The organism is Polaromonas sp., assembly GCF_029945895.1.
Taxonomy (GTDB): Bacteria; Pseudomonadota; Gammaproteobacteria; order Burkholderiales; family Burkholderiaceae_C; genus Polaromonas.
The window spans coordinates 53,104-64,903 of record NZ_JAQSDL010000013.1 but is presented as its reverse complement, the minus strand read 5'-3'; the positions used below and the strand labels follow the sequence as shown (position 1 = coordinate 64,903).

Annotated in this window: 13 protein-coding genes; 5 read left to right on the top strand and 8 right to left on the bottom strand. The window is 63.4% G+C overall.

Going from position 1 to position 11,800, the window contains the following annotated elements; all coding sequences use genetic code 11:
- Nucleotides 1-7 precede the first annotated feature (7 nt).
- Genes PSV33_RS01385 through PSV33_RS01365 form a run of 5 tightly spaced genes read right to left on the bottom strand, consistent with a single transcriptional unit; the run spans nt 8 to nt 4,175 of the window.
- Nucleotides 8-316: a DUF2160 domain-containing protein gene (locus PSV33_RS01385; RefSeq protein ID WP_300557801.1), complete on the bottom strand. Its 309-nt coding sequence runs from the start codon at nt 314-316 to the stop codon at nt 8-10.
- Nucleotides 317-328: 12 nt separating this feature from the next.
- The gene (locus PSV33_RS01380; RefSeq protein WP_300557799.1) at nt 329-1,141 is read right to left on the bottom strand and encodes a carbohydrate ABC transporter permease; all 813 of its coding nucleotides are present in this window, start codon (nt 1,139-1,141) and stop codon (nt 329-331) included.
- Complete coding sequence (locus PSV33_RS01375; protein ID WP_300557797.1) at nt 1,134-2,027, bottom strand: carbohydrate ABC transporter permease; 894 nt, start codon at nt 2,025-2,027, stop codon at nt 1,134-1,136. Before PSV33_RS01375 ends, PSV33_RS01380 begins: the two co-directional genes overlap by 8 nt.
- Nucleotides 2,024-3,100, bottom strand: coding sequence for an ABC transporter ATP-binding protein (locus PSV33_RS01370; RefSeq protein ID WP_300557795.1), 1,077 nt, complete (start codon nt 3,098-3,100; stop codon nt 2,024-2,026). Before PSV33_RS01370 ends, PSV33_RS01375 begins: the two co-directional genes overlap by 4 nt.
- A gap of 1 nt (nt 3,101) precedes the next feature.
- On the bottom strand, nt 3,102-4,175 hold the full coding sequence (locus PSV33_RS01365) for an ABC transporter ATP-binding protein (protein WP_300557793.1): 1,074 nt from the start codon (nt 4,173-4,175) through the stop codon (nt 3,102-3,104).
- Nucleotides 4,176-4,372: 197 nt separating this feature from the next.
- Between PSV33_RS01365 and PSV33_RS01360 the strand changes: the two genes are divergently transcribed.
- The 5 genes from PSV33_RS01360 (at nt 4,373) to PSV33_RS01340 (ending at nt 9,128) form a co-directional block, all read left to right on the top strand.
- On the top strand, nt 4,373-5,140 hold the full coding sequence (locus tag PSV33_RS01360; protein WP_300557826.1) for a DeoR/GlpR family DNA-binding transcription regulator: 768 nt from the start codon (nt 4,373-4,375) through the stop codon (nt 5,138-5,140).
- A gap of 23 nt (nt 5,141-5,163) precedes the next feature.
- Complete coding sequence (gene glpK / locus PSV33_RS01355; protein ID WP_300557791.1) at nt 5,164-6,657, top strand: glycerol kinase GlpK; 1,494 nt, start codon at nt 5,164-5,166, stop codon at nt 6,655-6,657.
- Nucleotides 6,658-6,722: 65 nt separating this feature from the next.
- The gene (locus tag PSV33_RS01350; protein WP_300557789.1) at nt 6,723-7,916 is read left to right on the top strand and encodes an esterase-like activity of phytase family protein; all 1,194 of its coding nucleotides are present in this window, start codon (nt 6,723-6,725) and stop codon (nt 7,914-7,916) included.
- A gap of 6 nt (nt 7,917-7,922) precedes the next feature.
- Nucleotides 7,923-8,771, top strand: a complete 849-nt coding sequence (gene proC / locus PSV33_RS01345) for a pyrroline-5-carboxylate reductase (RefSeq protein ID WP_300557787.1) — start codon at nt 7,923-7,925, stop codon at nt 8,769-8,771.
- Nucleotides 8,772-8,909: 138 nt separating this feature from the next.
- Complete coding sequence (locus PSV33_RS01340) at nt 8,910-9,128, top strand: hypothetical protein (protein WP_300557785.1); 219 nt, start codon at nt 8,910-8,912, stop codon at nt 9,126-9,128.
- A 67-nt stretch (nt 9,129-9,195) separates the two neighbouring features.
- On the opposite strand, the gene ubiA is transcribed toward PSV33_RS01340, so the two are convergent.
- From ubiA to PSV33_RS01325, 3 genes are all read right to left on the bottom strand, one after another.
- A complete protein-coding gene (gene ubiA / locus PSV33_RS01335; protein WP_300557783.1) occupies nt 9,196-10,053 on the bottom strand; it encodes a 4-hydroxybenzoate octaprenyltransferase in 858 nt (285 codons plus the stop codon).
- A gap of 26 nt (nt 10,054-10,079) precedes the next feature.
- Nucleotides 10,080-10,598, bottom strand: coding sequence for a Dps family protein (locus tag PSV33_RS01330; RefSeq protein WP_300557781.1), 519 nt, complete (start codon nt 10,596-10,598; stop codon nt 10,080-10,082).
- A gap of 116 nt (nt 10,599-10,714) precedes the next feature.
- Entirely contained in the window at nt 10,715-11,698 is a 984-nt protein-coding gene (locus PSV33_RS01325) for a LysR substrate-binding domain-containing protein (protein ID WP_300557779.1), read from the bottom strand.
- Between the last annotated feature and the right edge of the window lie 102 nt (nt 11,699-11,800).

Here is an 11,800-nt window from a genome sequence, read left to right as displayed (position 1 = left end):
CCTCCCACTAGCCTTTGCGCATCACAAGCGCAATCCATCCCATGGAGATGAAAAAACTCACCCAGATCGATGGGTCAGCCTGCAAGCCCAGCGCCGCGCCGAGCTTGCCGCTGAGCCCGACAAAAATCAGATTGATATAGGCCGCCCCCAGCAGGCCGATGAACAACCGGTCGCCGCGTGTGGTATCCAGCGGCAGAAAGCCGCGACGCACGGTGGTGGGAGACTTGATCTCCCAGATCGTCATGCCGATCAGCATCAGCACAATGCAGCTGAAAAAGACCGCCACAGGCAAGGTCCACGCCATCCACTCAAACATGGTTGTTCCTCCTCATACCCGACCCATCGCAAAACCTTTGGCGATGTAATGCCGCACAAACCAGATCACGATCGCACCGGGGACGATGGTCAGCACCCCTGCGGCAGCAAGGGTCGCCCAGTCCATGCCCGAGGCCGAAACTGTGCGCGTCATCGTGGCGACGATGGGCTTGGCATTGACACTGGTGAGGGTGCGGGCGAGCAACAGCTCAACCCAGCTGAACATGAAGCAAAAGAACGCCGCCACGCCGACGCCGGCCTTGATCAGCGGCAGGAAGATGCGGACGAAGAAGCGCGGAAAGGAGTAACCGTCGATATACGCGGTTTCGTCGATTTCGCGCGGAATGCCACTCATGAAACCTTCCAGAATCCAGACCGCCAGCGGCACGTTGAACAGCAGGTGCGCCAGCGCCACGGCAATATGGGTGTCCATCAGTCCCACGGTGGTGTACAGCTGGAAGAAGGGCAGCAAAAACACGGCAGGCGGCGTCATGCGGTTGGTCAGCAGCCAGAAAAACACATGTTTGTCGCCGATGAAGCTGTAGCGGGAAAATGCATAGGCAGCGGGCAAGGCTACCGTGATCGAGATCACGGTGTTGATGGCCACATAGATCAGAGAATTGATGTAGCCCGAATACCAGGAGGGATCCGTAAAGATGGTCCGGTAGTTGGCCCAGGTGAACTCCTGCGGAAAAAAGGAGAAACTCGACAGGATTTCCGAATTGGTCTTGAAGCTCATGTTGATCATCCAGTAGATGGGCAACAGTGCAAAAAGAATGTAGGCAATGAGGAACAGCGTCCTCGCCTGGAAGCGGGGCTTAGTCACCGGCGTTCTCCTTGGTTGCCGTACCCACCCGCTGCATCCAGTTGTAGAGGATGAAACACAGCAGCAGGATGATCAGAAAATAGATCAGCGAAAACGCCGCCGCCGGCCCCAGATCGAACTGGCCCACGGCCTTTTGCGTGAGGTACTGCGACAGAAAGGTGGTTGCATTGCCTGGCCCGCCACCGGTCAGTACAAAGGGCTCGGTGTAGATCATGAAGCTGTCCATGAAGCGCAGCAGCACGGCAATCATCAGCACTCCGCGCATCTTGGGCAGCTGGATATAGCGGAACACTGCAAATTTGCTGGCCCCGTCGATGCGTGCAGCCTGGTAGTAAGCGTCCGGGATGGAGCGCAGGCCGGCGTAACAAAGCAGCGCGACCAGCGGCGTCCAATGCCAGACATCCATGACCAGCACGGTGATCCAGGCGTGCAGCGCGTTGCCGGTGTAGCTGTAGTCGAAGCCCATTTTCTGCAGCACCATGCCGAGCAGGCCAATATCGGCACGTCCGTAGATCTGCCAGATGGTGCCCACGACGTTCCAGGGAATCAACAGAGAGAGGGCCACCAGTACCAGAACCAGTGAGGCTCTCCATCCTTGCGCCGGCATCGACAGCGCCAGCGCGATACCAAGTGGAATTTCCACGGCCAGCACCGAAAACGAAAATGTCAGCTGCCGCCACAGCGCTGCGTGCAGGTCCTCATCGCGCATCACTGCCGCAAACCACTCGGTCCCGACAAACACCCGTCGCTCGGGCGAGATAATGTCCTGCACCGAATAGTTGACCACGGTCATCAGGGGCAGGATGGCTGAAAAGGCGACACAGATGATGACTGGCAGCACCAGCCACCACGCCTTCTGGTTGACCGGTTTGTTGGTGGTACTCATGCCACAAGCTCCTCGTTGGCATAAAAACAGGTATGTAGACCCAGCACCTGCAGCAAGACGCCCTCGCCGGCCCGCGGAACCGCCACCTCTGGCTGCAGACGCACTTTCACAGATGTCTCGCCGACCCGCGCTGTCAACATCGTGTGGGTCCCGATGTCTTGCGCCCGTGTGACGGTCGCGGGCAAGGCACCTGCAGTGCCGGACGCCGCCAGCGTCACATATTCGGGGCGTATGCCGAGCTTGTAGTGGCCGGGCGGCAGTTCCCGCCCGGTTGGCATGGGCAAGGTGCAGCCAGCAATCTCGAGGGAATCGCCGGTGACCCGGGCAGGTAAAAAATTCATCCCGGGTGAACCGATGAAGTGACCCACAAAAGTATGTTGAGGTCGCTCGAACAATGCATCGGCTGACCCGATCTGCACGGCGCGGCCGCGGGTCATCACTACCACCTGCTGGGCAAAGGTCAATGCCTCCACCTGGTCATGCGTGACATAGATCAGGGTGAGCTTGAGTTCATGATGAATCTGCTTGAGCTTGCGGCGCAGCTGCCACTTCAGGTGCGGGTCGATGACGGTCAAGGGCTCATCGAAAAGAACCGCTGAGACGTCCGGCCGCACCAGGCCGCGGCCCAGCGAGATCTTCTGTTTCGCATCGGCCGCGAGGCCGGCGGCGCGCTGGTTCAGCTGGCCACTCATCTCCAGCATCTCGGCGATCTGCCCAACCCGTTTTCTGATCTGGTCTTCCGGCATTTTCCGGTTGCGCAGCGGGAAGGCGAGGTTTTCGGCCACAGTCATCGTGTCGTAGATGACCGGGAACTGGAACACCTGCGCAATGTTGCGCTCCTGCGGCGTGGCATGGGTCATGTCCCGCCCATCAAATTTCACCGTTCCCTGCGACGGCGCCAGCAATCCGGAAATCACGTTGAGCATGGTGGTCTTGCCGCAGCCCGAGGGGCCCAACAAGGCGTACGCCCCACCGTCGTCGAAGGTCATCTGCAGCGGCAGCAGTGCGTAGTCGGCGTCCTCCTGCGGATTGACCTTGTACGAGTGCGCAAGGTCCAGGTCGATGCGTGCCATCTCAATGCACTCCCTTGCGCTGCGGCGCAACCAGCAAGGCGCCGCTTGCATCAAATACATATGCATGGGCCGGTTGGAGATAAAGCGCAATCGGCTCACCCAGATCGAAATAGTGCACACCAGTGAGCTGCGCAACCAGCTCACCAACTGCCGTGCTCACGTGCACAAAGGTGTCCGAGCCCGAGATTTCCGCCAACTCGACCTTCCCCGGCAGACTGACGTCCCCATCACGCGGCGTTTCGCGCAAGGCGCTGGCGCGCACCCCCACGGTCAGGCCCGTTGTCGCGCCAGGCGCCAGCACGATGGGCAGTTCGGCTCCGCCGATCAGTTGCACACCGTGCGCACTCGCCTTCGCGGCGATCAGGTTCATCGGCGGGTCACTGAAGGCGCGTGCGACCCGCAGCGATTTCGGTGCATGAAAGACTTCCGCTGTCGGGCCGTACTGAAGCAGTTCGCCACCGTCCAGCACGGCGGTATAGCCACCCAGCAACAGGGCCTCACCGGGCTCGGTCGTTGCGTAAATGACTGTCGAATCGCCGATGGCAAACAGCTGGGTGAGTTCTTCCCGCAACTCTTCACGCAGCTTGTAATCCAGATTCACCAGGGGCTCGTCCAGCAGCATCAGGGGCGCGCCCTTTGCCAGCGCGCGGGCCAACGCCACACGCTGCTGCTGTCCACCCGACAGCTCAGCCGGATATCGGTCCAGGAACATGTCGATGTGCAGCCGCCCGGCAATCTCGCGTACCTGCCGGTCTATGTCCTTGTCGCCGCGCAGCTTGAGCGGCGAGGCAACGTTGTCGGCGACCCTGAGCGAAGGGTAGTTGATGAACTGCTGGTAGACCATGGCCACGTTGCGTTCACGTACCGGCATGCCGGTCACATCTTCGCCATCGACCAGGACCCGGCCCGCGCTGGGAACGTCCAGGCCGGCCATCACGCGCATCAGGCTTGTTTTGCCTGCCTGGGTCGCACCCAGCAATACCGTCACTTCGCCTGGCCGCGGCGCAAGGCTCATGTCATAAAGCCAGGTTTCGGGGCCGACTTTTTTGCTGATTTTGTCGAGCAGGAGCTGCATCACGCGCCTTTTCGGGCGGCAGAGCGCGTGTGAGTCGGGGGGAGAGATGCGTACAAGTTTTGTCTACCTTGGTTCGTATCTTTTCTATTTTTCTTCCTTTCTGCGCGTTTTAAATAGATGCTTTCCCTAATTTGTTTCTTTTTGTTTCGATATACAGTCGAATGACCTACAGACTTGAATACCGACTCGAAGCACGCGTGAATTCCAATCCCCGGCAACTGAAACTTCTCGACGTCGTCCGCGCCCGAGGCTCCGTCACGGTTGAACAACTCGCAGACACGCTGGAGGTCACACTGCAGACCGTGCGCCGTGACGTGCAGCGCCTGTCCGAAGCCGGCCTGCTGACGCGGTTCCACGGCGGTGTACGGGTACCAAGCTCGACCATCGAGAACCTGGCGCACCGCCAGCGCGAAAGCCTCAATGCCGATGGCAAGGCGCGTATCGCGTTGGCCGTCGCAGCAGAAGTGCCGGACAACTGCTCGCTGATCCTCAACATCGGCACCACCACCGAAGCCATTGCCCGGGCGCTGATGCACCACAAGGGCTTGCGCGTCATCACCAACAACCTCAACGTGGCAGCCATCCTGAGCGGCAACCCCAACTGCGAAGTCATCGTGGCCGGGGGCGTGGTGCGCGCGCGCGACCGCGGCATCGTGGGGGAAGCTGCTGTTGACTTCATTCGCCAGTTCCGCGTTGACATTGCCCTGATCGGGATTTCAGGCATCGAAAGTGACGGTTCACTGCGTGACTTCGACTACCGCGAAGTCAAAGTGGCGCAAACCATCATTGAGCATGCGCGCGAAGTCTGGCTGGCCGCCGACAGCAGCAAGTTCAACCGGCCCGCCATGGTTGAGCTCGCCACGCTGTCGCAGATCGACCGGCTGTTCACCGACCAGCCTCCGCCTGAACCCTTCCCGGCCCTGCTGGCCGAGGCAGGCGTAAGCTGTGACGTGGCCTTTCCCTGAGACCCACCCAACCACCGCACACCATGACTTACCTGCTCGCTCTGGACCAGGGCACCTCCAGCTCCCGCAGCATCGTGTTTGACGAAAACGGCCATATCCTGGCCCTGGCGCAGCAGGAACTGCCGCAGATCTACCCCCGGCCGGGCTGGGTCGAACACGATCCGATGGAGATCTGGCGCACCCAGCTCGGCACGGCGCGCGAGGCGCTGGCCAAGGCAGGGCTCAAGGCGGCCGACATCCGCGCGCTGGGTATCACCAACCAGCGTGAAACGACCGTGGTGTGGAACCGCAAGACAGGTCAGCCCATCCACCACGCCATCGTCTGGCAGGACAGGCGTGCCGAAGCCACCTGCGCCAGACTGCGCGAAGAAGGAAAGGCCGATCTCATTCAGGCCAAAACCGGCCTGCTGGTCGATGCCTATTTTTCCGGCACCAAACTGAAATGGCTGCTCGACAATGTGCCGCAGGCGCGCCAGCGGGCAGCGCGCGGCGAACTCGCCTTCGGCACCATCGACAGCTGGCTGATGTGGCAACTCACTGGCGGCAAGCTGCATGCCACCGACGTGACCAATGCCTCGCGCACCATGCTGTTCAACGTGCACACCAATGCCTGGGATGCCGACCTGCTGGCGCTGCTGGACATTCCGGAGACCCTGATGCCGCGGGTGTTGCCCTCCAGCACGCACTTCGGCGATGTGCTGCCGGACCTGCTGGGCGGCGCCATCCCGATCGGCGGCGTGGCAGGCGACCAGCAAAGCGCTCTGTTCGGCCAGGCCTGCTTCAAGGAAGGCATGGCCAAAAACACCTACGGCACCGGTTGCTTCATGCTGATGCACACCGGCCACAAATTCCAGACCTCGCACAACGGCCTGCTCACCACCAGCGCAGCGCAGGTCACGCCGCACACCGAATACGCCTTTGAGGGCAGCGTGTTTGTCGGCGGCGCCGTGGTGCAGTGGCTGCGCGACGGCCTGCATGCGATCCAGGGCAGTGGCGAGGTGCAGGCCCTGGCGCAAAGCGTTCCCGATTCGGGCGGCGTCATGATGGTGCCGGCCTTCACCGGCCTGGGCGCCCCCTACTGGAAACCCGACGCGCGCGGCACCATCACCGGCCTGACACGCGGTACCACGGTGGCCCACATCGCGCGGGCCGCGCTGGAGAGCATTGCTTACCAGAGCGCCGCCCTGCTGCAGGCCATGAGCCGCGATGCGGTGGCGGCCGGCGCCGCACCGGTGGCCGAACTCCGGGTCGACGGCGGCGCCTGCATCAATGACCTGCTGATGCAGTTCCAGGCCGACCTGCTGGGCATCCCGGTGGTACGGCCCGCCGTGACCGAAACCACGGCGCTGGGCGCGGCCTGCCTGGCAGGGCTGTCCAGCGGCGTCTACGCCAGCACCACGGAGCTTTCCGCCATGTGGCGCGCAGAACGCACCTTCTTGCCCACTTTGAGCGCCGACCGCGCAGCCAGCCTGATGGCGCAGTGGGAACACGCGGTGCGGCAGACCGTGGCCTTGTAAGCCCGGGCCGGCAGAGGTCGGCGTCCCGTCACACCCCGTACAACAGCGAAGGCTAGACTTGCTTCATGCCTTGCCGATCTCAGCCTATCACGCCCCTGTTTGAAACAACCCGGCGCCGGACGCTCGGTTACGGGCTGGCTGCCACGCTGGGTCTGGCGGGCCTGACGTACCTGCCACTGGCGCGGGCCGCCCTGGCGCCCCCCCGCCTGCGACTGATCGGCGAAGCCCGCCTGCCGCACCGGCTCCAGTTTCAGGGCACCACCGTCGGCGGCCTGTCAGGTGTGGACTATGACGAGGCCAGCGGCCTGTACTACCTGCTCAGTGATGATGGCTCGACCATCAACCCGGCGCGGTTTTACACGGCACGCCTGTCCCTGGAAACAAGTCATCCGGGCGAGCCCATGCTGACGGGCGTGACCTTCCTGCGCCAGGCCGACGGCAACACCTACCCGGCGGCGCTGCGGGGTATCCAGGTTCCCGACCCGGAGGCGATTCGCTGGCGCCCGGCCAGCCAGACCCTGCTGTGGACCAGCGAGGGCCATGCATTGACGGGAGCTGCCCCCGCGTTGCGCGAAAGCCGCACCGACGGCACGCTGGTGCGCGAATTTGCGTTGCCGGCCATGTTCGACTTTCAGCTTGCCCGGGGGCCGCGCAGCAATCGGGCCCTGGAGGGCCTGGCCTTGAGCCCGGACGGCAGACAGGCCTGGATTGCCATGGAAGGCGCCCTGCGCCAGGACGGCCCCCTGCCCACCGTGCAGGCGCCGGGTGGACCCTGCCGCTTCACCCGGCTGGACCTGGCCAGCGGGAAAGCCATGCGGCAAATCGCCTATGTGCCCGACGCGGTTCCACGCGCACCTGTCCCGCCGGCCACACAAGCCGACAACGGCGTCACTGAAATCCTGATGCTGGATGCCGACCGCATGCTGGTGCTGGAGCGGGCCTACATGGCGGGGCATGACGTCCTCTCGGGCAATTCGCTGCGTCTCTACCTGATTGACACGCGCGAGGGAACGGACACGCTGGGCGCTCCCCAGCTGCAGCCCGGCACCTTTCAGCCGGTGGCCAAGACGCTGCTCGCCGATTTTTCGGCCTTCACCGGCGCAGGTCCCGGCCACAGGCTGGCCCGCCTCGACAACACCGAGGGCATGTGCTGGGGACCGCGGCTTCCCAACGGCAACCGCAGCCTGCACTTCATTAGCGACGACAATTTCAGTTCGCGGCAAATCACCCAATGGCTGGCTTTTGAATTTTTTGACTGACCCTTCATGACTTCACCCCTTCCCACAGACACCGAAACCGACACCAGCGCCATCGCCTTCATCGGCGGCGGCAACATGGCCAGCGCCATCATTGGCGGCCTGCTCCAACAAGGCACGCCCGCTGCCCGGATCCAGGTCGTCGAGCCCTGGGCCGAGCAGCGCGCGAAACTCCGGGCGCAGTTCGGCATCACCGCTGAGGCGGCACCCGGCGCAGCGCTGGCATCCGCCGCTCTGGTGATCTGGGCCGTCAAGCCCCAGACTTTCCGGGAAGCCGCCCTGCAGGCCGGCCCGCACACCGGCCAGGCCCTGCATCTGAGCGTGGCAGCGGGCATCCGCTCGGACAGCATGGCCTCCTGGCTGGCGACCGAACGCATCGTACGCGCCATGCCCAACACACCGGCCCTCGTCGGCCAGGGCATGACCGCCCTCTTCGCGCGTCCAGCCGTCACCGCCGCCGAGCGCCAGACGGTCGAACGCGTGATCCAGACCACCGGCGAACACCTGTGGCTGGCGCAGGAAGAGCAGCTCGACGCCGTGACCGCCCTGTCCGGGTCCGGTCCGGCCTATGTGTTTTATTTCATCGAAGCCATGGTGCAGGCCGGCACCGAGATGGGGCTGAGCCGCGCGCAGGCGCACCAGCTGGCGGTGCAGACGTTTGTCGGCTCGTCGGCTCTGGCCAAAGCCTCCAGCGAGCCACCGGAAACCCTGCGGGAACGCGTGACCTCGAAAGGGGGAACCACCTACGCGGCCCTCACCTCCCTGGAGCGGGACGGCGTCAAGCAGCAGTTCATGCGCGCGATGCACGCCGCCCGGCAACGCGCGGCGGAACTTGGTGACGAGTTTGGCGCGGCCTGAAGCGGGCAACGCACAGCCCGGGTCAACCGCCGGGGCGACGCAGACGTTGAATCAGGGCGCATACGCCGGTGTTCGCGCCCCTCAGGGTTCCCGGTTCATGCGAAAGCGAAACAGCCTTTCCAACACCCGGAGTTCACCATGAAGAAATTTCTGTCCATTCTCGCCAGTGCCGCCGTTCTCGCCATGCCCCTGGCCGTGATCTCCACGCCAGCCGCTGCGCAGACCGCCGCTCCTGCGGCAGCCCCGTCCACGGCTCCCGCCGCTGCACCTGCCAAAAAGGCCACACCCGTCAAGCTCAAAGCCAAGCGCAAGGCCGTCCGCAAGGCCAAAGCCAGGACCATCAAAAAAGCCGTTTGAGCCTCAGCGCGAGGCCTCGCTGACTGTGCCCGCCCTGTGCGGGCTTTTTCATGCCCGTGCGCCGGGCTCAGGCCATCAGGTAGGCCAGGGCGATGCCGGCAAACACCGTGAACCCCAGCCAGTGGTTCAGGCGAAAAGCCCTGAAGCAGTCGTCGCGCCCGCGCCGGCGGATCAGCCAGCCGTGCCACAGCGCCTGCCCCAGCGCCGCTGCAATTGCTATGAAATAAATAGCTGGTTGCGCAATATCCATAAGGGCCCAGGCCCAAATTGACAGATAAATCAGGTAACTCGCCAAAACCGCCGCCACGTCGAAGCGGCCCAGCGTGATGGCCGAGGTTTTCATGCCAATCTTCAGGTCGTCGTCGCGGTCCACCATGGCGTATTCGGTGTCGTAGGCGATCACCCAGAACAGGTTGCCCAGCAGCAGCAGCCAGGCCAGCGCCGGCACACGCGACTGCACCGCCGCAAACGCCATCGGAATGCCGAAGCTGAAGGCCACGCCCAGCACCGCCTGCGGCATGGACACATAACGCTTGGCATAGGGGTAGACCACGGCGACGGCCAGCGCGGCAAACGACCAGGTGATGGTGGCGGTGTTGGTGGTCAGCACCAGGCCAAAAGCCAGCAGCGCCAGCACGGCCCCCAGGATCAAGGCCTCCTTGACGGACACCGCGCCACGTGTCACCGGGCGCTGCGCCGTCCGTTTGACATGCCGGTCAAACTCCCGGTCGGCAACGTCGTTGAGGCAACAGCCGGCGCTGCGCATCAGGATGGTGCCCAGCGTGAACACCGTCAGCAGGTGCCAGCCGGGGAAACCGTGCGATGCGACCCATAACGCCGACAGCGTGGGCCAGAGCAGCAACAGCCAGCCGGCCGGCCGGTCCCAGCGGATCAGCTGCAGGTAGAGGTGTAATTTATTCGTCACGCAGCGATGTTAATGGCTGCGCGGACTCACTCTTCCAGCAGCGAACGCAGCATCCAGGCGGTCTGTTCGTGCACCGTCAGGCGCTGCGTCAGCAGGTCGGCGGTCGGCTGGTCGTCGGCCTTGTCGGCCACCGGGAACAGCTCCCTGGCTGTACGCGCGACGGCTTCATGCCCCTTCACCAGAATGCGCACCATCTCCAGCGCCTTGGGCGGCGTGGTCGGCACGTCGGGCACCGAGGCCAGCTTGCTGAACTGCGCATACGAGCCGGGCGCGGGATGGCCCAGCGAGCGGATGCGTTCGGCCACCGGGTCCACCGCGGCCCACAGCTCGGTGTACTGCGTCATGAACATGACATGCAGGGTGTTGAACATCGGCCCGGTCACGTTCCAGTGGAAGTTGTGCGTGGTCAGGTACAAGGTGTAGGTATCCGCCAGCAAATGGCTCAGGCCCTTCGCGATCGCGGCGCGGTCTTTTTCGCCGATGCCGATGTTGATGGGCGGCGCGCCGGTGCGGCCGGCAGAAGCCTTGGGAGATGTTTTGGCCATGATGTGTCCTTGATTTGAATGAGTCTGGACATCACTCTAAGCAATCGCCAAGCCCAAGGCAACAGTCAAACTGTATCGCCTTGATAGGCGTCATGAACCCAGCAGGGAACCGGGGCTCAGGACAGGCGTGTCACGCCCGGCAGTTCGCAGGCGTAAATCGCGTTACGCAAGGCGGCGATGGCTTCATACCGCGTGAAACTGCGGCGCCAGGCCAGCACCACACGCCGCGTCGGCACATGGCCCTCAAACGGCAGGTAGCGGATGTAGGAGGGCAACTCCGGCACTTCCCGGCTTTTGGCTTTGGAGACGGCTTTGGCCGGCGCCGGGTGCAGCAGGGCGTCCTTGGGCACGCTCAACCGGGGCACCAGCGTCACACCCATGCCGGCCGCCACCATGTGTTTGATGGTCTCCAGCGACGAGCCTTCAAAACTCTTGCGTATGCCCTCGGCATTGCTCGAAAACCGGGCGAACTCGGGGCAGACTTCGAGCACATGGTCGCGAAAACAGTGGCCGGTGCCGAGCAGCAGCATGGTTTCTTTTTTCAGCTCTTCGGCCGTGATGTTGCTGCGCGCGGCCAGCGGATGGTTGCTCGGTACGGCCGCCATGAAGGGCTCGTCGTACAGCGGCGCAATCGCCAGGTTGGTATCGGGAAAGGGTTCGGCCAGAATGGCGCAGTCGATCTCGCCGGTACGCAGCTCTTCCAGCAACTTGACGGTGAAGTTTTCCTGCAGCATCAAGGGCATCTGCGGCGTGAGCGCAATCGCCTGGCGCACCAGGTCGGGCAGCAGGTAGGGGCCGATGGTGTAGATCACACCGAGGCGCAAGGCACCGGCCAGCGGGTCCTTGCCGCGCTTGGCAATCTCGCGGATGCTGTCGGCCTGCTCCAGCACACTTTGCGCCTGGCGCACGATTTCTTCACCCAGCGGCGTCACCGTGATTTCGTTGGCGTTGCGCTCGAACAGCTTGACCTGCAACTCTTCCTCGAGCTTCTTGATCGCCACGCTCAAGGTCGGCTGCGATACGTGACAAGCCTCGGCGCCTTTGCCGAAGTGCTTTTCGCGGGCGACAGCGACGATGTATTTGAGTTCGGTGAGCGTCATGGGCTTATTGTGCGGCTTTTCGCGGCGGCGATGCTGACCGCTCCGGCGCATCCGGCCCGCTGCAGTCAGCCGGGCTCAGCACGCGTTTTCGCCGGTTTCATG

Excerpts from the sequence above, each read along its gene's own strand:
- PSV33_RS01385 (WP_300557801.1), bottom strand. The coding sequence starts at position 316 with ATGTTTGAGTGGATGGCGTGGACCTTGCCTGTGGCGGTCTTTTTCAGC.
- proC (WP_300557787.1), top strand. The coding sequence starts at position 7,923 with ATGACTTCACCCCTTCCCACAGACACCGAAACCGACACCAGCGCCATC.
- PSV33_RS01370 (WP_300557795.1), bottom strand. The coding sequence starts at position 3,100 with ATGGCACGCATCGACCTGGACCTTGCGCACTCGTACAAGGTCAATCCG.
- PSV33_RS01350 (WP_300557789.1), top strand. The coding sequence starts at position 6,723 with ATGCCTTGCCGATCTCAGCCTATCACGCCCCTGTTTGAAACAACCCGG.
- PSV33_RS01340 (WP_300557785.1), top strand. The coding sequence starts at position 8,910 with ATGAAGAAATTTCTGTCCATTCTCGCCAGTGCCGCCGTTCTCGCCATG.
- PSV33_RS01325 (WP_300557779.1), bottom strand. The coding sequence starts at position 11,698 with ATGACGCTCACCGAACTCAAATACATCGTCGCTGTCGCCCGCGAAAAG.
- PSV33_RS01375 (WP_300557797.1), bottom strand. The coding sequence starts at position 2,027 with ATGAGTACCACCAACAAACCGGTCAACCAGAAGGCGTGGTGGCTGGTG.
- glpK (WP_300557791.1), top strand. The coding sequence starts at position 5,164 with ATGACTTACCTGCTCGCTCTGGACCAGGGCACCTCCAGCTCCCGCAGC.
- PSV33_RS01365 (WP_300557793.1), bottom strand. The coding sequence starts at position 4,175 with ATGCAGCTCCTGCTCGACAAAATCAGCAAAAAAGTCGGCCCCGAAACC.
- PSV33_RS01330 (WP_300557781.1), bottom strand. The coding sequence starts at position 10,598 with ATGGCCAAAACATCTCCCAAGGCTTCTGCCGGCCGCACCGGCGCGCCG.